At 67.9% G+C, this 21,085-nt stretch carries 23 protein-coding genes; 13 read left to right on the top strand and 10 right to left on the bottom strand.

Going from position 1 to position 21,085, the window contains the following annotated elements; all coding sequences use genetic code 11:
- Positions 1 to 2 precede the first annotated feature (2 nt).
- Positions 3 to 692 carry a dienelactone hydrolase family protein gene (locus AB0L70_RS02175; protein WP_363678987.1) on the top strand — a complete coding sequence of 230 codons (690 nt, stop codon included), beginning with the start codon at positions 3 to 5 and terminating at the stop codon, positions 690 to 692.
- Here AB0L70_RS02175 and AB0L70_RS02170 read toward each other — a convergent pair.
- Complete coding sequence (locus tag AB0L70_RS02170) at positions 689 to 1,216, bottom strand: putative immunity protein (RefSeq protein WP_363678985.1); 528 nt, start codon at positions 1,214 to 1,216, stop codon at positions 689 to 691. The genes AB0L70_RS02175 and AB0L70_RS02170 overlap by 4 nt on opposite strands.
- Before the next feature lie 39 nt (positions 1,217 to 1,255).
- Entirely contained in the window at positions 1,256 to 2,188 is a 933-nt protein-coding gene (locus tag AB0L70_RS02165; RefSeq protein WP_363678983.1) for an AraC family transcriptional regulator, read from the bottom strand.
- A 91-nt stretch (positions 2,189 to 2,279) separates the two neighbouring features.
- Between AB0L70_RS02165 and AB0L70_RS02160 the strand changes: the two genes are divergently transcribed.
- The 6 genes from AB0L70_RS02160 (at position 2,280) to AB0L70_RS02135 (ending at position 6,938) form a co-directional block, all read left to right on the top strand.
- On the top strand, positions 2,280 to 3,125 hold the full coding sequence (locus tag AB0L70_RS02160) for an NAD(P)H-binding protein (RefSeq protein ID WP_363678981.1): 846 nt from the start codon (positions 2,280 to 2,282) through the stop codon (positions 3,123 to 3,125).
- 215 nt (positions 3,126 to 3,340) lie between these two features.
- A complete protein-coding gene (locus tag AB0L70_RS02155) occupies positions 3,341 to 3,976 on the top strand; it encodes a hypothetical protein (protein ID WP_363678979.1) in 636 nt (211 codons plus the stop codon).
- Positions 3,977 to 4,038: 62 nt separating this feature from the next.
- Positions 4,039 to 4,803, top strand: a complete 765-nt coding sequence (locus AB0L70_RS02150) for a hypothetical protein (protein ID WP_363678977.1) — start codon at positions 4,039 to 4,041, stop codon at positions 4,801 to 4,803.
- 37 nt (positions 4,804 to 4,840) lie between these two features.
- Positions 4,841 to 5,350, top strand: a complete 510-nt coding sequence (locus AB0L70_RS02145; RefSeq protein WP_363678975.1) for a SigE family RNA polymerase sigma factor — start codon at positions 4,841 to 4,843, stop codon at positions 5,348 to 5,350.
- A 39-nt stretch (positions 5,351 to 5,389) separates the two neighbouring features.
- Complete coding sequence (locus AB0L70_RS02140) at positions 5,390 to 6,355, top strand: WYL domain-containing protein (protein WP_363678973.1); 966 nt, start codon at positions 5,390 to 5,392, stop codon at positions 6,353 to 6,355.
- A gap of 259 nt (positions 6,356 to 6,614) precedes the next feature.
- Positions 6,615 to 6,938, top strand: coding sequence for a YdeI/OmpD-associated family protein (locus AB0L70_RS02135; RefSeq protein ID WP_363678971.1), 324 nt, complete (start codon positions 6,615 to 6,617; stop codon positions 6,936 to 6,938).
- Here the strand turns inward: AB0L70_RS02135 and AB0L70_RS02130 are convergent.
- The 4 genes from AB0L70_RS02130 to AB0L70_RS02115 form a co-directional block, all read right to left on the bottom strand.
- A complete protein-coding gene (locus AB0L70_RS02130) occupies positions 6,935 to 7,777 on the bottom strand; it encodes a phytanoyl-CoA dioxygenase family protein (protein ID WP_363678969.1) in 843 nt (280 codons plus the stop codon). The genes AB0L70_RS02135 and AB0L70_RS02130 overlap by 4 nt on opposite strands.
- An 82-nt stretch (positions 7,778 to 7,859) precedes the next feature.
- Positions 7,860 to 8,807, bottom strand: coding sequence for a prolyl aminopeptidase (pip, locus tag AB0L70_RS02125; protein ID WP_363678967.1), 948 nt, complete (start codon positions 8,805 to 8,807; stop codon positions 7,860 to 7,862).
- A 51-nt stretch (positions 8,808 to 8,858) separates the two neighbouring features.
- The gene (locus tag AB0L70_RS02120) at positions 8,859 to 9,764 is read right to left on the bottom strand and encodes a UbiA family prenyltransferase (RefSeq protein WP_363679951.1); all 906 of its coding nucleotides are present in this window, start codon (positions 9,762 to 9,764) and stop codon (positions 8,859 to 8,861) included.
- A 153-nt stretch (positions 9,765 to 9,917) separates the two neighbouring features.
- The gene (locus AB0L70_RS02115) at positions 9,918 to 10,769 is read right to left on the bottom strand and encodes a virginiamycin B lyase (RefSeq protein WP_363678965.1); all 852 of its coding nucleotides are present in this window, start codon (positions 10,767 to 10,769) and stop codon (positions 9,918 to 9,920) included.
- Between the two features lie 46 nt (positions 10,770 to 10,815).
- On the opposite strand from AB0L70_RS02115, the gene AB0L70_RS02110 reads away from it, so the two are divergent.
- The 3 genes from AB0L70_RS02110 (at position 10,816) to AB0L70_RS02100 (ending at position 13,548) form a co-directional block, all read left to right on the top strand.
- A complete protein-coding gene (locus tag AB0L70_RS02110; protein WP_363678963.1) occupies positions 10,816 to 11,418 on the top strand; it encodes a TetR/AcrR family transcriptional regulator in 603 nt (200 codons plus the stop codon).
- Between the two features lie 181 nt (positions 11,419 to 11,599).
- Positions 11,600 to 12,367 carry an SDR family oxidoreductase gene (locus tag AB0L70_RS02105; protein ID WP_363678961.1) on the top strand — a complete coding sequence of 256 codons (768 nt, stop codon included), beginning with the start codon at positions 11,600 to 11,602 and terminating at the stop codon, positions 12,365 to 12,367.
- A 71-nt stretch (positions 12,368 to 12,438) separates the two neighbouring features.
- Positions 12,439 to 13,548: a lipase family protein gene (locus AB0L70_RS02100; RefSeq protein WP_363678959.1), complete on the top strand. Its 1,110-nt coding sequence runs from the start codon at positions 12,439 to 12,441 to the stop codon at positions 13,546 to 13,548.
- On the opposite strand, the gene AB0L70_RS02095 is transcribed toward AB0L70_RS02100, so the two are convergent.
- A complete protein-coding gene (locus AB0L70_RS02095) occupies positions 13,549 to 15,072 on the bottom strand; it encodes an LCP family protein (RefSeq protein ID WP_363678957.1) in 1,524 nt (507 codons plus the stop codon).
- A 105-nt stretch (positions 15,073 to 15,177) separates the two neighbouring features.
- Between AB0L70_RS02095 and AB0L70_RS02090 the strand changes: the two genes are divergently transcribed.
- Entirely contained in the window at positions 15,178 to 15,657 is a 480-nt protein-coding gene (locus AB0L70_RS02090; RefSeq protein WP_363678955.1) for a GNAT family N-acetyltransferase, read from the top strand.
- On the opposite strand, the gene AB0L70_RS02085 is transcribed toward AB0L70_RS02090, so the two are convergent.
- Positions 15,614 to 17,404, bottom strand: a complete 1,791-nt coding sequence (locus AB0L70_RS02085) for a protein-arginine deiminase family protein (protein WP_363678953.1) — start codon at positions 17,402 to 17,404, stop codon at positions 15,614 to 15,616. The two genes, AB0L70_RS02090 and AB0L70_RS02085, sit on opposite strands and share 44 nt — an antisense overlap.
- Positions 17,405 to 17,579: 175 nt before the next feature.
- Here AB0L70_RS02085 and AB0L70_RS02080 point away from each other — a divergent pair, with 175 nt between their 5' ends.
- Positions 17,580 to 18,401: a DUF3152 domain-containing protein gene (locus tag AB0L70_RS02080; RefSeq protein ID WP_363678951.1), complete on the top strand. Its 822-nt coding sequence runs from the start codon at positions 17,580 to 17,582 to the stop codon at positions 18,399 to 18,401.
- Here AB0L70_RS02080 and AB0L70_RS02075 read toward each other — a convergent pair.
- The gene (locus AB0L70_RS02075; RefSeq protein ID WP_363678949.1) at positions 18,392 to 18,757 is read right to left on the bottom strand and encodes a VOC family protein; all 366 of its coding nucleotides are present in this window, start codon (positions 18,755 to 18,757) and stop codon (positions 18,392 to 18,394) included. The two genes, AB0L70_RS02080 and AB0L70_RS02075, sit on opposite strands and share 10 nt — an antisense overlap.
- Positions 18,758 to 19,430: 673 nt before the next feature.
- Positions 19,431 to 20,033: a MarR family transcriptional regulator gene (locus tag AB0L70_RS02070; RefSeq protein ID WP_363678947.1), complete on the bottom strand. Its 603-nt coding sequence runs from the start codon at positions 20,031 to 20,033 to the stop codon at positions 19,431 to 19,433.
- 94 nt (positions 20,034 to 20,127) lie between these two features.
- Here AB0L70_RS02070 and AB0L70_RS02065 point away from each other — a divergent pair, with 94 nt between their 5' ends.
- Positions 20,128 to 20,895 (top strand): SDR family oxidoreductase, encoded by a 768-nt coding sequence (locus tag AB0L70_RS02065; RefSeq protein ID WP_363678945.1) that lies wholly within the window; start codon positions 20,128 to 20,130, stop codon positions 20,893 to 20,895.
- Positions 20,896 to 21,085 lie beyond the last annotated feature (190 nt).

The raw sequence follows: 21,085 nt of genomic DNA, 5'->3' as shown, positions 1-21,085 counted from the left end.
GTATGGGAGTGACTGTGGAGGTTGGGGAGCAGGCGGCTTACTTGGCTCGGGTGGGGCGGGCAGGGATGTTGCTGTTGCCGATGATTACGGGCATCGGAGAGCAGGTGCGGGAGTGGGCTGACGAGCTCGCGGGGGAGGGGATCACGGCGTTGGTGTGGGATCCATTCAAGGGGCGGAGTCTCGACAACTCGACGCGGGAAGAGCTCAGCGGGCTGCTCAAGCAGATGGATGACGACACCGCACTGGCGGAGCAGGCCGAGTTGCTCGACTACCTGACCGGCGAGCTCGGTTGCAACAAGGTCGGCGTGATCGGCTGGTGTCTGGGTGGGCGGTTCGCGTTCCTGCTCGGCGCGCGGGATCAGCGGGTGGCGAGTGTTACCGCGTTCCACCCGACCGTGCCGTCGAATCTGCCGCCGCATCACACGTACGACGCGATCGGTGAAGCAGCCGGGATCACCGCCCCCGTGCTGGTGAGCTACCCGAGCGCCGACACCGCCGTACCGAACGCAGACTTCGAGGCACTGCAGACTGCGCTGCAGGCACGGACGACCGGCGCGACGTTCACGCAGTACTTCCCGGGCGCGGTCCACGGCTTCACCGACAAGTCCCGCCACGACAACGAGGTGAACGCAGCCGCCTACAAGCTCGCCTGGCCCCAAGCCCTCGCCTTCATGAAGTCGACCGTCGCCTAGTCGCCTCGAAGAGCGGTCTCCAAAGCCCGATGCAGCTCGCCCAGTCGACTACGACCGGGCGAGCCAAGCGGGAACCGCCGGAGCACCTCCCGCACCACCGGCGGCACCCGCTCCACCGCCCCACGGATGACGGCGTCGGCGGCGGCCGGATCCCCGCTTGCCAGTTCCTGCGCATACGCCGCGTACTGCGCGGCCGCGACCACATGCTTCACCTGCGTCGCAGCGGCCAACGGATGCAGGTACGCCGAACCCGCTGCACCCACCGCAGCCCGTGCGGCCGCCTCTGCGGCTGGGTCGCCGATCTCGCCGGCAGCCTTGAGCGCACCCCACGCGGTTGTGCGGATCTGCTTGGTTCGCTTGCCCCCGGCACCAAATTCCCGCACGGCTTCGATCGCGGCCCGCGGTCGCAGGTCATCCGGAGCCACCGCCTCGAACAGCGGCAGGGCTTGTTCGGCCGAATCGGCTGACCACAAGCTGAGCGACCGGAGTTCGTCCAGGCTCAACGGTATTTCGTCGTACCCCATGAGCCTCAATCGTATCGTTGAACCCCAACGTTTAAGCTTCTACGCTGCCCGTCGGTGGGCGGTAGGCGTCGTACCGCGGACGCGCTTGAACGCAACGCTCAACGCGAAGGCATTCGCATAACCCACCCGGCGGGCAATGGTCTCGACGGTGTCTTTTGTCGCTCGCAACTGATCGGCAGCGAGCGTGATCCGCCACCCGGTGAGGTAGCTCATCGGGGCCTCACCCACGAGCGCCGTGAACCGGCGGGCCAGCGACGCGCGCGAGACCCCGACACGATCCGCGAGCTCGGTGACGTTCCACGGGTACGCCGGATCCTCGTGGAGCAACCGCAATGCGCTGCCGGCGACCGGATCCGTTTGCGCCTGATACCACCCCGGCGCCTGCGACTCCGGCCGCTCGAACCACGCCCGCAACGTAGTGATCAACGCAAGATCAAGCCACCGATCCAACACCGTCTGCTGCCCCTGCGCATCCCGTTGGATCTCCGCGATCACCATCTCCATCACCGGCCCCGCGATCTCCTCGGCCGGTACGACGAGCACCGACGGAAGCGCCGTGACAAGCCGCCGGCTGACATCACCGGGTACCTGATAGGTGCCGCTGGCAACCATCACCTCACCGGACGCGCGACCGCCGTACGTCCGCACCCCTAGTCGGGCGGAATAGTCGACCGGTGCCCCAGGCAACGGCTCGCAGATGCCGCCCGGGTGGATCCGCAACTGTGCCGCGGTGTTGACGCTGTCGCCCACGACGTACGGCGAAGGTCCGGTGAAGATCGCAACGTCACCCTGCTCCATCCGGACCGGCTCGATGTCGTGCCGGGTGACCCAGCCCGACCCGCGGACCAGCGTCGCGAGCGCGAGCGGAGCCTCGTCCCGGATCTCGATCGCCCACGGCGAATCCATGATCGTCAGGTTGAAGACCCCGTCCCGGGCGCGCGTCCCGGCCAGCAGGTCGTCGAGTACGTCCATGCGCCAACCCTAACCCACGATGAGCGCCACAGACATTGAATTGCGTCGAACAACCATGGTTTGACTCATCGAACCGCGATGAACTTGAGCCATGACAACGACACCGATCCTGATCCTCGGCGGCAAAGGCAAGACCGGACGCCGCGTAGCCGCCCAACTCGACGCCCGCGGAATCCCGTACCGGCTGGCGTCCCGCTCCAGCGAACAGCGCTTCGACTGGTACGACGAGAGCACCTGGTCACCCACGATCGCCGGCACGGACACGGCGTACCTGGCGCCCCCGGTCGGCCCGACCGGGTTGGCCCAAGCCGGCCGCTTCATCAAGCAGGCAGCCGACGAAGGTCTCCGCCGAGTGGTCCTGCTCTCCGGCCGCGGCGTCGGCAGCCCGGGTCGCGACTTCGCCGTGTACGACGGTCAGCTCGACCTCGAGCACGCCGTACAGGCGAGTGGTGCGGACTGGACCATCGTCCAGCCGGCGTGGTTCGCCCAGGGGTTCAGCGAGGACTTCCTGCGTTACCACGTGCTCGGCGGCGAGATCCGGGTGTCCGCCGGCACCGGGGGCGAGGCCTGGATCGACACCAACGACGTGGGCGACGTGATGACGGAAGCGCTGCTGAACGAGGCGTACACCGGTCAGATCATCGCTATCTCCGGCCCGCGCCCGCTCACGATGACCGAGGTCGCCGAGGCGCTCACGGCCGCGACCGGCCGCCCGATCGGGTACGTCGATCTGCAGCCGGAGGACCACGTGAAGGAGCTGATCGGGGACGGTCTCGTCCAGGAGGACGCCGAGGCTGTCCGCGACCTGTTCGCCGTCATCCGCAACCACCGCTCGGAGTACGTCTCCGACGGGGTCGAGCGGGTTCTCGGCCGCCAGCCCCGCGACTTCGCCGACTGGGCCCAGGAAACCGCAACCACCGGAATCTGGGCAGACTGAGCGAACCACCGGAACTCACCAACTGAAGCTACGCCGATGGGCGCACGCTCAGACACCCGAGTCCGAGGCACTTGATGAGTGCTGGCGGTCCGTGAGCCACTGGCTCGATGTGGGTTAGCCGGCTGATGTCATCCCTGCGCGGCTGAAGCGGGTTCTGTCAGTTGAAGGCGGCGTTGAGCCGCCTGATGACAACTGAACTCACTGAGGGAGCGTCAATGACGACAATGAAGAAGTTGCTGGTGGCCGGCGCTGGTGCTGCCGCGTTGATCGCGGGAGCGACGGTGACGCATGCCTTCGCGGATACGAACAGTCCAGGCTCCACCGCTGTGCCCGCAAAGAAGGCCGTCATCGCCAAGCCCGCTTCTTCCGCGCCGTCGAAGGCACTGGCCGGCTCGGGCACGGTCGACGGCAAGTCCTGGTCTGTCGAGGTCGAGTACTACGCGAAGGTACCGAAAGACTTCACCGTCCCGGGCAAGGTGCAGATCCCCACGGAGAAGGCGAGTCTGCTCTGCACGCACGTCACCATCGGCGGCGTACGCGTGGACGCGCGGGGCGGTCGTTGGGCCGACTGTGCGCTGTCGAGCGGTGGCGCTGGCGGCGGCGCCGGGCTGTTCGGCCTCACCGGCAAGGGGCTGACCGGCACCCGTGTCTTCGTCGGTACGCCGACCAACGGGGTCACGCGAGCCGTCGTCACCCTTGCCGATGGCAAGAAGCTCGAAGGCGCCGCGAAGCCGCTGTCGGGCACGCCGTACCACCTGTACGCCGTAGCCATCGGCAGCGGCCGGACCATTGCCGCTGTCGACGAATACGCCGGCGCGACCCGCATCAGTCACGACACGTACTGGCGCTGACCACACTGTGGCCGGTCGTTCCGGCGGCCGGCCACACCGCGACCATGCTCGGAGGAGCTCAGATGATTCTGCCGGACAGCACGCCAGATGAGGCCGAGGACGATCTCCGTGGCGCAATGACACGGACGGACCAGCAGTTCGTCCCCTCGCCGGTGCCGCTTCCCGCGATCCTCCACCGCGGCCGGCAACGACGTGTGCGGCAGCGCGCTGCGCTGGCCGCGGCCTGCGCTGTCGTGGTGGTGGCTGCGGCCGTACCCATTGCCAACTCGGTCTCACGGACCGCCACTCAGCCCCCGACGAGCAGCTCCCCGTCGCCCACGCTGCCGGCAGCCGCGCTACCGACGTCGGTGGTAGCAGGCTCGGGCACCCTCGACGGCAAGCCCTGGTCCGTGACGCTCGAGTACCACGCGAAGCTACCGAGCGACTTCGAACCAGGGGACAAGATGGGCACCTCCGCCCCGGGCACAGGCCTGCTCTGTACCCGAGTGACCATCGGCGGCGTCCGTGTGGACCACCAGGGTGGAGCTTGGGCGGACTGCTCACTCACGAGCCGGTCGGGTGGCTCCGAGGGTGGCGCGGGTTTCTTCGGCCTTACCGGCAAGGGCTTGACCGGCAGCCGTGTCCTCGTTGGCACCCCAGGTCGGAACGTCACCCGAGCTGTTGTCACGTTCACCGACGGCGAGCAGCTCCAAGCCGCCGTGAAGCCGCTCGCCGGAACGCAGTACCGCGCCTACGCCGTACCTGTTGCCAGCGGCCGAACCATCTCCACGGTCGACGAATACAACGCGGCCAACCAGCGCGTCGGTCACGAGACCGATCTGCACTGACCAGCCGATGATCTCCGGAAGAGACCAGCACCGACCCATGACCTCCGAGCCCGCCGACGACTTCGCCGAGTTCGCCGCCGCGGCCTGGCCGCGCCTGGTTCGCACCGCGCGGATGCTCACCGGCGACTTCCACGAGGCCGAGGACCTGGTCCAGGTCACGTTGAGCAAGGTCTACGCGCGCTGGCGGCACATCGCTCGGGACGATGTCGACGCGTACGTCCGCCGAGCCCTTGTCAACAACAACCTGAACCGGGTCCGACGCAAACGCGTCACCCAGTTGCTGACACCGTTCCTGCCTGAGACCGCACATCGCGGCCACGAGGACCGTGCGGGCGAGCTGGTGCGGCGGGACGCCGTACTGACGGCGCTGGCGACGCTGACAGCACGGCAGCGGGTCGTCCTGGTACTGCGCTACTTCGATGACATGACCGAGGCAGAGGTCGCCGACGTACTCCATTGCTCGATCGGCACGGTCAAGACGCACGCCCGTCGTGGTCTTGCCGCCCTCCGCGGCCATCCCGCCATCACCGCCGAGTCGGTGCGGTAGCGGCCAGGATCTGACCGTTACTCGTGGCAATCTGGAGGCATGTCCGAGACCTCAGCACGACTGCTCTCGCTGTTGTCACTGCTCCAGGCCCGCCGCGACTGGCCGGGACAGCTCCTGGCCGAGCGCCTCGAGGTCAGCCCGCGTACGGTCCGCCGCGACGTCGACCGGTTGCGCGACCTCGGCTACCCCGTCCGCGCGACCAAGGGACCGGACGGCGGCTACCGCCTGGATGCGGGTGCGGATCTGCCCCCGCTGTTGTTCGACGACGACCAGGCGATCGCCGTCGCGGTCGCGCTGCAGACCGCGACCACGACGGTCGCGGGAATCGAGGAGGGCGCGTTGCGCGCGCTGGCCACGGTTCGTCAGGTGATGCCCGCGCGCCTACGCCAACGGGTCGACGCACTCCAGGTGACGACCGTCGATCGGTACGCCGACACCCGCCGTACGAAGGTCGATTCGGAGCAGTTGATCGCCATCGGTACGGCGGTCCGCGGGCGAGAGGTACTGCGGTTCGACTACACGACACCGGGTGCGTCGGAGGAGTGGGTGCCGCCGCGGAAGGTGGAGCCGCATCACCTGGTGACCTGGGGTGGCCGGTGGTACCTGGTCGCTTGGGACCTGGATCGCAACGACTGGCGGACGTTCCGGGTGGATCGGATGACGCCGAAGACGCCGACCGGTCCGCGGTTCACCCCGCGGGAGTTGCCGGCGCCGGACGTGGCGACGTACATCTCCAGCCGGTTCAAGTCGCAGGACCAGTTCACCTGCCAAGGCGAGGCGATCCTGCAGGCGAAGGCGTCGGACATCGCCCAGTGGGCCGATCGGCGGGCGATCGTCGAGGAGATCACACCGACGAGTTGCCGGCTGATCCTCACCGCCTGGTCCTGGACCGGGCTGGCCGCGACGTTCGGCATGTTCGAGTGCGACCTGGAGTTCGTCGGACCCCAGGAACTCAAGACCGCGGCCGCTCAGCTGGCCGCCCGCTACCAGGTGGCTGCCTCATGACCGCGGAACTGATCGTCGTGGATGTCGACGCCTGGCGTGCGTGGCTCGGAGTACACCATCACGAGCCTGAGGGTGTCTGGCTGGTGCTCGCGAAGAAGAACGTGACCACGCCGACGAGCCTCACGTACGACCAGGCGCTCGAGGAAGCGCTGTGTCAGGGGTGGATCGACGGGCAGCGCAAGAGCCGGGACGAGCAGACGTTCATCCAGCGCTACACGCAGCGACGCGCGCGCAGCATGTGGTCCAGCGCAACGTGGACATGGTCGGGCGATTGGAAGCCGAGGGCCGGATGCTTCCGGCCGGTCGTGCGGAGATCGAGCGTGCGCAGGCGGACGGGCGGTGGGCCAAGGCGTACGGCAGTGCCGCCTCCCGGCACGACCTACCCGAGGATCTGGCCGCGGCCCTCGCAGCCGAGCCGGCGGCGTTGGCGATGTTCGAGATCCTCACGAGTGCGAACCGTTTCGCCGTCATCCATCGGGTCACGACCGTGAAGCGCGCGGAGACCAGGGCGAAGAAGATCGCGCAGTTCGTCGAGCAGTTGTCCCGGGGCGAGACCATCTACCCGCAGAAGCGGACGCTCTAGTAGAGGATCGGGTTGAACGGGGACGAGATCAGTTCGCCCGGCTCGTTGCCAGGCATCCAGGTGGCGAGGTCGTTCTCCTGGAAGCCGTTGACAGGCGGGGCGATCTCCATCGCGGCGTCGACGTAGATGATCGTCATCACCCGGCGCGGTACGTCGGTCCGGTTCGCCGGCGCGTGGTGGAACGTCCAGCCGAGGTGGTAGCTGACCTCGCCCAGTTCGTAGGGCTCGGAGACCTCCGCGAAGTTCTGCTCGGCCAGCGCCTGCTGCAGGACCCGCTCGGACTCGTCGCTGATCGGCAGGTCCCGGCCGTGCTCGAAGGTATGACTGCCCGCGGCGAACGACAGCGGCCCCATCTCCATCGGCGTCTCCTGCAACGGCACCCACACCGTCACACACCGATCCGTCGCGAACGGCCAGTAGTACTGGTCCGCGTGCCACGGGGTCACGCCACCGCCGGACTCCTTGTACAGCGCCTGGTCGTGGTACAGCCGGACCGACGGAACGCCAAGCAGTTGCGACGCGATCCGCGCCAGCCGCGGCGACGACACGAACTCCAGCACCCGCTCGCTGTCCTGCCACAGGTTCATCACCTGCAGGAACGCCTTCCCGTACGTGTCGCGCTCCTCCAGCGGCCGGTCCTGCGTGTTCAGCTCGATCACCTTCCCGGTGATCTCAGGCTCGTACGCCGCGATGGTGCCGGGGCTGAGCACGTTCTTCAGCTTGACGAAGCCGTGCTCGGCGAAGTGCGCGATATCGGACCGGCTGAGGGTGTAGTCGGTCTCTAGCTCCGGGCGGGTCGACCGGGGCGGTGGGGCGGGGAAGGACTCCAGCGCAGTCATGGGACCTAAGCGTTGCCGTGCGCTTTATCGATGTAAAGATCAGTGATCAAATCTTTTCCATTTCGGCCCTAGCCGTATTCAGCTACTCGGCGAACTGGTCCAGTGCTTTGAGGATCAGCTCGCGGGTGGTGTCTCCGCCGGCGCCGTGCCCTTCGCGCTCGACCAAATGCAGCTCGGCATCCGGCCACGCCTGAGCCATCCGCCACGGGATGTCCGCCGGGCTGCTGATGTCGAGCCGGCCGTGGATCAGTACGCCGGGAATCCCGTTGAGCTTGTCTGCCTCACGGACCAGGACGTCCTCCTCCAACCACGCCGCGTGACCCCAGTAGTGCGTGACGAGCCGAGCCAACCGCAGCCGGAAGACAGGATCGTCGTACCGCGAATCGGGCCGCCAGCCGGGATGCGTCCGTACATGCGTGTCCTCCCAGGCGCACCAGTTCTTCGCGGCCTGATCGCGTACGGCGGGGTCCGGGTCGTGCAGGAGCCGGCTGTAGGCGAGGGCGAGGTTGCCGTCCCGCTGGTCCGCGGGTACGCCGTCGCGGAAGCGGGCCCACTCCTCCGGGAAGATCCGGCCCATGTCCCGGGTGATCCAGTCGACCTCGCGCCGGGTGGTGTTGGTGACGCTGAACAGGACGATCTCGGAGATCGCCTCCGGGTGCTGCTCGGCGTACGCGAGACCCAATGTCGCACCCCAGCTCGCGCCGAGGAGCAGCCACTTCTCGATGTCGAGGTGCCGGCGGAGTTGCTCGAGGTCGGCGATCAGGTGGGCGGTGGTGTTGGTGCTGAGATCCACGTCCGGCTCGGCGGCGTCCGGCGTACTGCGGCCGCAGTTGCGCTGGTCCATCAGGACGACCTTGTACTTGGCGGGATCGAAGTACTTGCGCCACCACGAGCCGGCACCCGAACCCGGGCCGCCGTGGATGACGACCGCCGGTTTGCCGTTCGGGTTGCCGCAGACCTCCCAGTAGACAAGGTGTCCGTCGCCGACGTCGAGTCGGCCGTGGTCGTACGGCTCGGTCTCCGGATACATGCTGCTCTCCCCAGATCTAACAGTACTGTTAGATCTAATGTAACAGCACTGTTAGATCGAGAGGACGCCGGTGTAGGTGAGGGCGAAGGTGCCGCAGGGGAAGAGGAAGAGGGACGCCAGGACGATGATCCCCTTGAACGACTGGCGTGGTCCGATCAGCTTCGGGTACGCCGCGACGAGCACCGGGACCATCACCAGTTCGAGCGCGAGCATGCTGCGCGGGATGATCGTGTCGGTCGCGGCCAGGATCACCGAGAGGGCGGCCGCCGCGACCCAGGCGGCGTACCCGATCAGGTACGTCGTACGCGCTCCGAAGCGGACTGCGATCGTTTGATAGCCGGCGGTGCGGTCGGCTTCCAGGTCGGCGAGGGTGGTGGGGAGGTAGAGGCCGACTGCGGCGAGCGTGCCTTGAAGGCCCATCAGCCAAGGGAAGTCGCTCAGGTCGGGGTTGATCGCGGCCCAGCCGGCTAGTGGGCCGAACGCGCCTAGTGCGAGTGCGTTGACGGCTACGTCGAAGCCGGCTCGGGTTTTGAGGCGGACCGGTGGGACGCTGTAGGCGTAGCCGAGTAATACGGCTAGTAGGACGCCGCCGGCGAAGACGATGCCAACGTTGAGGCTCAGGCCGACTGCGGCTACGGCGGCGGCGAAGGCTAGGCGCTTGGCAGCTCTCAGGGTGATGCGGCCGTCGAGGAGTGGGGACTTTGCCTTGCGTGGGTTGAGCTTGTCGCCCGGGAGATCGTAGGCATCGTTGACCGCAAGCACGGCCAGCCAGACGAGTGGGCCCATGACTACCGCGCCGACAATCAGACGTGGCCAGTGCTCGAGCGGGGGGATCAGTCGGTGGGTGGCGAGCAGGATCCCCACGTAATACGGCACCACAGACACAACCCAGAACGCCGGCCGCCCCACCGCCAACACATCACGAACCCGCGGCCCCGCCGCCCGCACCCCCACCATCGTGGCCACAACCCCACTCTCCTCCCACAGGCGCCCCCCGTCCTCCCTCCCGCGAGTGAACCCCCTCACCCACCAACCGAACTGTGGTGAAGCCCACGCGGTTGATGTCCCCCCACTACGCGCGCGCTAGGTCATCGGCTCAAGGCCGCCATCTCACGGTTGGAGGTGAGCGAGGGAGCCCTTCTCCAGGGCGGTCCAGATGGAGTTGTCGGTGTCGATGGTTAGGCCGTGGGGCTCTGAATCCTCGCCTAGGTTGTGTTGCTCGGCTACGTTGCCGTCGGCATCTAGTCGGGCAATGGCGCCTGCTCCCCAGAGGGTGATCCAAGAGCCGCCGCCGGGGGTCGCCACCACAGCGTGGGGTTTGGAACCGCTCGGCAAGGCGAACTCCTCGATCTTCCCGTCCGGCGTGATCCGGCCGGCCAGGCCGGCGATGATCGCTACGAACCACACGCCCGACGGGCCCGCGTTGATGCCGACTGGGCCGGCGGCTGGCGTTGGCAGCGGATAGGTGGTGACCTCGCCGGTCAGCGTCATGCGGCCGATTGCGTTGCCTTGGTTGAGCGTGAACCACAGCGCGTCCTCGGTCGCCGTGATCATCGCCGGGAACGCTCCAGTAGTCCCGATCGGGTACGTCGACACCTGACCGTCGACCGTGATCCGGCCGATCTCGTCGGTGTTCATCAGCGTGCACCACAGCGCCCCATCCGGTCCGACGCACAGGCCGTACGGCGCCCCGGTGATCGTGACCTCGGATACAGCCCCGTCGTATCCGATCCGTCCGACCCGGTCGTCGCCGTTGCGTGTGAACCAAACGGCCTCGTCCGGCCCGGCCACGATCACACTCGGCCGCGATCCTGGTGCACCGAGGTCGAACCGCCGGCCAGGTTCGCCGATTCGAGCGACCACCCCGGAACGGACAAGCGTCGTCCACACCCCACCGTCGGCCACAACAACGCCGTACGGACCATCGCCCGGGTCGGCAACGACAAACTCAGTGATAGACAACAGCAATCCTCCGCTAATGCGACGTCAGTTGCATTAAGATGGTGCCATGGCCGACGCCGAACCCGCAACCAGACCCGGTGGACGCACCGCTCGAGTCCGCGCTGACGTGCTCGCCGCGGTCGAGGCTGAGCTGACCGAGCACGGGTACGACGGCCTGACGATCGACGGGGTCGCGGTCAGGTCCGGCGTACATCGGACGACTGTCTATCGTCGGTGGAAGACCGTCGCCGGCCTGCTCGTCGACCTCCTGAACGCCGGGCGAGACGATACCTGGGTGCCCGCCGACACCGGCTCCCTCGAAGGCGACCTGATCGCCCTCAATCGCGAGGTCTACGAAGCCCTCACCGCGAACCCATCCATCACCCAGGCCGTCATCGCAGCCTCTTTCCGTACGCCGGAAGCCGCCGAAGCCCTCACCGAATTCTGGACCGACCGCTACTCCCGCAGCGCCGTCGTCGTCCAACGCGCCATCGACCGAGGCGAGCTCCCGGCCGCGACCGACCCCCACCAACTCCTCGTGACCGCGACCGGACCGATCTACCACCAACTGGTCCTCCTCCGGCGCCCGATGCCTCCGGCAACCGCTGACCATTACGCAAGAGCCGCCGCCGTCGCGGCCCGGGGCGGATTAAGGTCGGAGCACGCCTAGAGTGTCCTGAGTCGGAAGTTCGACGGCGCTTTCGGCGCCCAGGCACGCACCTCACGGCACGTGCCCAGCGCCCACGATGCTCCGCATCGAGGCCACTGACCACGCACCGCGATGCACGCACCTGACCACCGAAATCTCTCGCCGAACTTCCGACTCAGGACACTAGGTTGAGGAGACTGTTTTGACTGGACGGCTGGCGAACGAAATCGTGCTGGTCACGGGAGCCGCACGGGGGATCGGCCGGGCGGTGGCCGTGAAGGCTGCGGAGGAGGGTGCCGCGGTCGGGCTCATCGACGTACTGGCTGATCAGCTGACCGCGACGACCGCAGAGATTGCCGGGACTGGGGCCAAGGCGGCGGCCGCGGTGGGGGACATCACCGACGAGGTGTCGGTGCGGCGGGCGGTCGGGCAGTTGACCGACGAGCTCGGGGGAGCGTTCACGGTGTTGGTCAACAACGCCGGCAAGAACGCCTACGCCGATGCCACCAAGATGTCCGTGGCCGAATGGGACAGTGTGTTCGACGTCGACCTGAAGGGTGCCTGGTTGATGGCGCGGCAGGTGTTGCCGCCGATGATCGAGGGCCGGCACGGCGCGATCGTCAACATCGCGTCGATCCACTCGCAGCTGACCACCGCGGGGATGTTCCCGTACGCCGCGGCGAAGTCCGGCCTGGTCGGGATGACCCGGTCGCTGGCTCTCGACGTTGCGCCGCACAACGTCCGGGTCAACGCAGTCAGCCCGGGCTACATCGCCACCGATCTGCTGGAGGAGTTCTTCGACACGATCCCCGGCGAACGCGAGAATGCGCTCGGCGTCCACCCGCTCGGCCGGATCGGTACGCCGGAGAACGTTGCCGAGGTCGTCTGTTTCCTCGCCTCCGAAGCGGCCGCCTTCGTCACCGGCGCCAACTGGGCCGTCGACGGCGGTCTCGGTGTCCGCTATGCCTAGGTAGGTCGTGCAGCCGCAATAGGTAGCCGACACCGATGTCGTTGTGACGGCGGTCGGTTGGACTGAACGGCATGAAACTCGGACTCATCGCCGCGGCCCTCCTACTCTCGGCCGCCACCGCCCAACCCGCCCTTGCGCACCCCGCTCACCACCCGGGTGACGTCGTACGCGCCGAAGCACTCCCGGCCGCACTCTGGCTTCCGGGTACGGCGGACGCCCGCCGGCTCACGTACACCTCGACCTCGGCGACCGGTAAGCCCGTGGTCGTCAGCGGAACCGTCTTCGTGCCTGCCGGTACGGCGCCGGCCCACGGGTGGCCCGTGGTGAGCTGGACCCACGGCACGCTCGGTGTCGCCGACAACTGCGCCAACTCGACGGCCGGCCGTTCGCAACGTGACGTCGACTACCTCAGCCACTGGCTCGGGGCCGGATACGCGGTCGTTGCCTCGGACTACGAAGGTCTCGGCACAGCAGGCGAGCACCCGTACTTGAACGGTACGTCGGAAGCCCACGGCGCGATCGACATGGTCCGAGCCGCCCGGAAGCTGGTGCCGTCACTCAGCCGTCGGTGGATCGCGGTCGGCCAGTCGCAGGGCGCTCAGGCCGCGCTCTTCGTCGGCTCGATCGAGGACCGCTATGCATCGGAACTCGACTACCGCGGCACGATCGCGACCGCGCCGCCCTCGAAGTACCCGCAACTCGTTGCCGCCTACAAGCCCTTCGGTCCCGGCGGCGCGGCCAACCCGTTCGCGGTCTACGTTCTGGCCGGGCTGGATGCGTCGTACCGGAACTTCGATCCGGCTCGCTACCTCACGCCGTACGGCCAAGAGGTCTACGCGAAGGTGAAGACTACGGACTGCTTCACCGACACCGCGATCGCCCTGGCGGGTCGCTCGGCCGATGACGTGTACGCCGTGGACGCCGGTGAGCAGACGCACATCCTCCGCCTCCTCGACCGCGACGCGGAGATCCCGATCACCCGCTACCGCGAGCCCGTCTTCGTTGCCCAAGGCACCACCGACACCGTCGTCTATCCCCCCGCCACGACAACCACCGTCAACCAGCTCAAGAAGGCCGGCACCAAGGTCACCTACACCATCTACCCCAACACCGACCACAACGGCGTCGTCCCCGCCGCCACGGCGTCAGCGCTTGCCTGGGCCGCTGATCGCTTCCGCTGATCAGCCGGGTGGGCCCGGGTGGTAGGCGCACTCCGAGGTCAGGTCGCCCGGGGTTGCGGGGGGTTTGGTCGTGGTGGGCCTGCGAGGGGTTGCGGTCGTGCGGCGTGGTTTGGGAACCGTCGAGGTGGAGGTCGCCGGGTTGAGCGCCTTCTGGATGATGGTGCGCATGGCGGCGTAGTTGGGGTTCCGGCCGCTGGGGTAGTTCTTCTTCTTGTCGAGGTCGATGTTGGTGATCTTGGCGGTCTTGACGCGTTGGCCGAGGGTGACGAAGTCGCCGAGGAGCTTCTGCGGGATGTCGGTCCGGATCAGCTGCTCACCGGCCTTCGCGATGGACTGGTAGTTGGCGAGGACGTTCTGTGGCGTGGCGCGTTCGACGATGGCCTTGACGGTGCAGCGCTGCCGGGCCTGGCGGGCGAGGTCGGCGGTCGGGACCTGGTAGCGGCCGCGGGCGAACCACAGGGCGTCGCCGCCGTTCAGGTGCTGGTTCGGGCCGGGCTCGAGGTAGCGGCTCGGCGGGATCTTCTTGTCGTCGTTGCCGCCGACCGGGACCTTGTAGTTGATGTTCACGGTGATCCCGCCGAGTGCCTGCACCAGCTGCGCGAACCCGGCCAGGTTGATCTGCACGTAGTAGTGCAGCTTCAGCCCGAGCGCCTCGCCGACCGACAGCTTGAGGACGTCGGCACCCTCGTTGTCCGAGGGCCCGATCGCGCCGTGGTTCAGTTTCGGGACGTTGCGGTACATCGCGTCCAGGTAGAACTCCGACTGCTCCGCCGGTCCGTTCGGATCCCAGAACCCGGTCGGATAGATCTTGTGCAGCGGCGAGTCCACCGGGAACGGCATCCGCATCCAGTTCCGGGTCAGTGAGATCAGCGCGGTGTCACCGGTCTTGGTGTCGATGCTGGCCACCATCACCGAGTCGGTCCGCGTCCCCTGCCGGTCGTCACCGTCATCCGCGCCGAGCAGCAGGACATTGACCCGGGGCAGCTGCTGCCAGACGTCTTTCTTGCTGTTGATCGTCGGCCGCGTCTGACTCTTCGACTCCTCGCCCGAGAACACCTTGTTGACCAGGCTCCGCTGCGCCATCAGCGTCTGCGCCCCGGTCGCCGTGCTGGCCGCCATCCCGAAGCAGACGAGTCCGATCACCACCGACCCGAACGCCCGCGACCCCGGCCCAGCGGTCAACGGCCGCAACATCTTGTACGACGTGACCAGGATCAGGACCCAGATCAGCGCGAGCGCGCTCAGTCCGACCACCATCCACAGCAGCAGCTTCGGATCCAGCGCCCAAGTGATCACGTCGTTCCGGCGTCGCAGACCGACGTACGCGGCGGCGCCGTACAGGCCGATGCTCACGATCGTCAGGACCGTGCCGAGCCGGAGCCGTCGAGCGAACAGGTACGCCGTACCGGGCAGGAGCCCACCGACGACCGCAAGCGCCAGCGCCGCGAAGGCCGAGCGCTGCCGGGGGTTGATCCGGCGGGCGCGACTGGGACCGGCACGACGGGCTCTGCTGCTCGGAGACATGGGCTCCACTCATTGGCCGGTGACAGGGCAGGGTGGACGCATCCCCGGTGTGCGTCCATCCCCTTCGATTCACCGGCGCGGCAAAAAGTTGGCATGATTCCTCAAGTGACCGACATTCAGGTACGACGGGCCAAGCCGGACGATGCGGAGGCCCTGGTTCACCTCCGCGGACTGATGCTCGACGCGATGGGCAGGGACGTCGGCGGCCCGGACGCGCCGTGGCGACCGATCGCCCTCGAGTGGTTCGGGCAGCAACTCGCCTCCCCGGAGACGTTCGCGGCGTACGTCGTGGATGACCCGGCGGCCGGCGTGGTCGCGAGCGCGGTGGGGAACGTCTACGTCCACCCACCGGGCCCGAACGACCTGACCACGCTCCGCGGTCACCTCTACAACGTCAGTACCGAGCCGGCCTTCCGCCGTCGCGGACTCGCCCGCGCATGCGTGGTCGCGCTGATGGACTGGTTCCGCGACGAGACCGAGATCGGCGTGGTCGAGTTGCACGCGACCGACTACGGCATCGACCTCTATCGGCAGCTCGGGTTCACCGAGTCGCAGTACCCGACGCTGCGCTACCGCCGGGACTGACCCACCACGGCGTCGCCCGGCTGGTGTCACGCAGCGCGTTCGTCGCGCAATGCACCTCACCGCCGCCGAGGTGCGCCCAGAAGAAGTCCTCGACCCAGTGCACGCGTACGCCGTTCCGCCCGAGTGCACGCTCCGCTTCCTGGCGGAAGACGTCCCGGCCGTTCAGCTCCGGCCCATGCGGATCCGGCGCGGCGAACTGCCGATCGGTGACCGAGAGCCCGTTGACCAGCCCCGGCGACAGCGCGCGCAGCAGTCCGTACCCCTTCACCTGCTCGAACAGCACCGGCAGCCGGACCAGCTCGTCGGCCCGCAGCCCGGTTGCCTTGAGCAAGATCTTCAGCTGCTGGTCGATGTGTCCCGCGGCCGCCTCGTTGTCCGCCAGGCCGGTCCGCAGTACCTCGTCGACGGTCGGCTTCTCGGGGAAGTTGGTGTCGGCGAACAGTTGCTGAGAGCCACCACCTCGACGTTGCACATCCCGCAACAGCTGGACAGCGAGCCGTGGGTCCGCAACCGCGAGAGTCCAGCCGCGGGCGTTGTCCGCCCGGACCACATGGGTGGTCTCGTCCGCATGCCCGACTATCAGCCAGGACGTGTCGATCACGACCGACGGCTGGTACCCCTGGCTCGTCACCATCGTGATGAACCCTTTGTCGGGGTGCCGCTCACCCGAGCCGTAGAGGACCCGCCCGTGCGGATATCCGGCGTACGGCGGAAGTGACTCGATGTTGCCGCCCATGTTCAAGAGGTCATCCAGCCCTGGCGAGGCGGTCTTGCTCAGCTCCTGGACGACGCCGACGTCGGGGCCGCGCAGGTCGCGATAGATGAGCCGGCCGGCCAGGCGTGGGGTATCGGTGCCGTTGATGTCCCAGACGTTGCCCGAGCGGATCAGGATGCGCATCGTGTGCGGACCACCGACAGCCGGCATGCTCGCGGTCGCCGGCTCGAAGATGTCCTGGGTCCACATGTCCTTCCAGCCCCGCGGCGTACCGGTGAGGAACCGCACCTTCGTTGCCTTCTGCAAGCTTCGGGCGAACGGCCGCCACTCCGCCGGGACGCCGGGCTGGTACGGCGGTCGGTCGTCCCACCATCCGGGACCGTCGGTCGGCTTGGCGGCGAGAACGGTCTGGGCCGGCTGGAGATCGTTCTGCAGCATCAACGGCGCCACTCGCATCCGGACCGTGTCCGTGCTCGTCCGGCCGCGGTCGGTGACGGAGAGCGTGACGGTGATCTGGCCGTCCCACTGCGCCGGATCGCGGACGATGGCGCGGCCCTCGAGGGCGAGGTGGACGCCGTGGCGGAGCTGGCGCGCAGTGAGAGGGCCGGCTGGGAAGGCACGAGCCTTGTCGGCCGGAGTGATCGTCACGGTGCCGATCGCATCGTCCGAGACGTTGCGGAGGGCATCGATCTTCAATGGCGCGAGGTCAGCTGTGTCGCGCGGACCGTTGATCCGGTCGTCGGCCGCATCGTTGCAGGCGGCAAGTTTCGCGTCGACGGCCGGACCGGGGGTCTCCAGGTCGGCAGGATCCACTGTGCAGCGGCGTTCGTCGTCGTCGAGGTTGGGCAGGAAGATCGCGCCGCGAGTATCGGTCCAGGACGTCTTGCCGGCATCGTCCGCGGCCGTGAGTACGCCGTCGCGATTCACGTCGGCCGTCAGCCAGACGCCCGGAGCCGTGGCCCACGCGGTCAGGACGGGACTGGTGGCGGCCAGCAGGGTCGCGACGGCAAGGCCCGCGATCCAGCGCTTCATGAGAACTCCTCTATTTGATACAGGTGTGTTACTTCGAGCCAAACTAACACGCCTGTATCAAAACCAGGAGGTGGAAACCCGATCTCCACCCATGGGGGGAGAAGGGTTTCTGGGCACAGGGGCAAGTACCCAGTGAGGACGCGCCCGCCGGGGCGCGGTGTGAGGAGTTCACCAGATGCGCCGCAGGAGTGTCGTCAGGACGATCGGGTTGGCGATCGCGGTGGTGGTCGCGATCGGAGCGCTGTACCAGCTCCCGGCCAGCCCGTTCGCCCACCACGGCTACCCGGGCCGGCCCACCGCCGGGCCTGCCGGGATGCCGTCGCCGGTGGCGCAGCGGACCGCGATCGCACCGACCACGATCGCGTCGACACCGGCCCACCCGCCGGCCGTTCCGCAGCCGGTGGTCGCGTATCCGGTCAGCGGGACACGCTCGTACGCCGTCCTGCCCGGCAACCCCGCCGTGATCGGGCGGGCCGGGAAGCTGATGACTTTCCAGATCGCGATCGAGGGTGGGATCACCGGCGTCGATCGGGCCGCGTTCGCGCAGTTCGTGCGGACGACGTACGGCGCACCGCAGGGGTGGGCGTCACACGGGTTGTGGCGGTTCCGGCAGGTCGGGCCCGGGGAGACCCCGGACTTCAAGTTGATGCTGGTCACGCCGGAGACGCGCGACGCGATCTGTGGTGCGGCGCCGGATCGCTACACCAGTTGCCGGATCGGGGATCGCGTCGTGCTCAACGTCGCTCGGTGGGCGCACGCCGTACCGAACTACGGTGCCTCGTTGACGGCGTACCGGCAGTACATGATCAACCACGAGACCGGGCACCGGCTCGGCCGCGGGCACGAGCTGTGCCCGGGACCAGGTCAGCCGGCGCCGGTCATGCAGCAGCAGACGCTGGGTCTGCACGGCTGCACGCCGTACGCGTGGCCTTATCTCAACGGGGTGCGGTACACCGGTCGCCTGGGTCAGTACGACGACGCGGTGCCTCACTCCTGAATGATCGACAAGACGTTGCCAGCGGGGTCCTTGAACCACGCGATCAGCGGGCCGCCGCCGTGGAAGACACCGAGCTCGTCGTGCTCGTCGCTGTACCGCTCGAACGTGACGCCGCGGTCGGCCAACTCGCGCGCGGTCGCCTCGATGTCCGTCACCTGGAAGTTGAGGACCGTGTACTCGGCCGGTACGTGGTTGTCCTTCGGGTAGATCAGGACGGAGTTGCGGCCCGCGAGATTCAGATGCAGCATCCCGTCGGCCTCACTGACGTCCACGCCCAGCGTGTCGCCGTAGAACGCCTTCGCGGCCGCAACGTCGTCGGTCGAGAATCCACTGAACGTCTTCGTGTCCTTGAACATCTGTTGCCCTCCTAGCTAGCCCGTTTCACCAGCTACGTCGAGACAACCCCCAAGTTCTCGACACCCCCGCCCGCCACCAACGCCCAACCACAGTCCGCAAGGAACCATCCGACGCCCCGTCCCCCCACCGCCCGCCACGAGTGCACATCCGGTGCACAAAGTCGTACCGCGGCTGCCCTCCTTGAGCCGGTCCGGGGAGAGTTTGGTTGCTCTGGGGAGGGTTTTGCCCCGCTGGGGGTGGACAAACTTCCCCGCTCCGGTTCGGCCAGTCCCGCGATCGGGTGACATCGCGCGCAACGGGGTCGAGCGGTCTCACCAAGCCTGGGGTGGTGGTGTAGTTGGACAGGAGGTGTCTGGTGGTCGAGCCGGTTTCGTCCCGCGTCCAGGCGCGGAGTCGCTGGGTAGTAGATCCATACGTCCTGTCGAACTGCACCCACTACCCCGCGATCCCGCACGCCAGTACGCCCGACACCCCGTTAGCACAGGTGCGACACTCGCTCTCCGCCAGCGACGCCACCGACCTGCAGCACGCGAGGGGATATCTACTCGGCGTGTGGGTTCTCCCTTGGTATGGGAGGGGAGAAGCCTGTACTCGCGGGGTTATCCCCTCGCGTGCCCGCCTCACCCGCGGGAGTGACACGACCGCCCCGCGGACCGAGGGGGCCGCGTGGCGTCAGTTGTGCAGGGCGGCCTGGGGGATCGCCTCGTTGACGGCGGCGGTGACGGTGGCCGATTCCAGGCCGTCGGCAACGGTGTGCAGGAGGCGGACCAGGTGGGCGGCGTCGGTGGGGCCGAGGATGCCGGTGATGACGTCGAGGACCCGCACGGTGAGGCCGTCGAGTTGCGACAGGCGGGCCTGACCGAGGCCGGTGACCGTGAGCTTCGGCGAGGTGCGGGCCATGCCCAGGGCCTCGAGGTCGACGATCGCCAACTCTGCCTCGCCGGGGGTGATGCCGACCTGGTCGGCGACCTCGTCCGGGGTGGTGCGGCCGTTCGCGATCGCGTTCAGCACCAAGGCGGCCGGCATCTTCATGCCGACGGCGTCCTGCAGACCGAGGATCAGCGGGTGCGCGTGGCCGCGGACGCGTTCCACCGCGTCCAGCAGGCGCAGTGCATCGCCGACGTCTCCGATCAGCTGCTCGGTCTGCACCGCGGCGAGTCCGGACGGAACTGGCCGGTCTGGAGATTGGAGGACCCCGCCGATCACTCGCTCAGGCACTGCGAGAGCCGTGCCTTCCACGGACGGAGGCTTGATTCCAGCGTCTTCGATGGTCACGCCTCCAGCGTACGGAGTGGATCCGACAGCTCGGCGTGTCGTTCCTGAGGAAACCCTGTGAATCTGGATACCCACATGGCCTACCCTCGCGGGCATGCGGCTGACTGGGAAACGAGCGCTGGTAATCGGTGGCGGTGGCGGAGGAATCGGCCGGGCGGTGACTGAGGCCTTCGGCAACGAAGGGGCGGCGGTGCTGGTCGCCGACCTCGACCCGCGACGGGCCGAGGAGGCGGCTGAGGCACTGCGCGAGCGAGGTGCGACGGCGTACTCGTTCTCCGGTGACGTCCGTTCGGCGGACGACATCCAGACGATGATCGACACCGCGGTGCAGAAGCTCGGCGGCCTCGACGTACTCGTCACGGTCGTCGGCGGGCAGGTCGCGTTCGTGCCCGCGGTCAAGCTGCATGAGATGGCTGACGAGGACTGGGACACGATCTACGAGGTCAACCTGCGGTACGTCGCTCGCGCGGTCCGCGCCGCGCTCCGCGTCTTCCTCGACCAGGGCACCCCCGGCACGATCGTCAGCGTCGGCTCGGTGACCGGATTCATGGCCGCTCCCGAGCAAGCGGCGTACGGCGTGATGAAGGCGGGACTGCTCAGCCTGGCGCGGACGGTCGCCGCGGAGTACGCCCGGGATGGCATCCGGATGAACATCGCCGCGGCCGGCGCCATCGCGACCGCGGTGGCCAACGCGAATGTCGCGGCCGAGGTGGTCGACGAGATCCCGGTCGGTCGGTTCGGCCGCTCCGAGGAGGTCGCCGCGGCGGTTGTCTATCTCGCTTCGGACGAGTCGTCGTACGTCACCGGACAGCGCCTCGTGCTGGACGGCGGAGTCTCCGTACGCGGGCCGTTCGAGCGTTGAGCAGAACAGTCGAAGATCTGCTCGAAGAATTGGTTACCGCTGGGTCCAGAAAGAGTTTGCCCGAAGGCGGACAAATTGCGATCGGGCCGTGACTTAGCGTCGGAGTCCTCCGTTGGATCTGACGTGACGGTGAACACACGGCGCACCGACACCGCGCTCGCTCCGCGCTCCCAGGCCGACCACCACGGAA

Source organism: Kribbella sp. NPDC051952 (genome assembly GCF_040680855.1).
Taxonomy (GTDB): domain Bacteria; phylum Actinomycetota; class Actinomycetes; order Propionibacteriales; family Kribbellaceae; genus Kribbella.
Note: the sequence above shows the minus strand (reverse complement) of the source record. Positions and strands in the feature narration are given on the sequence as shown.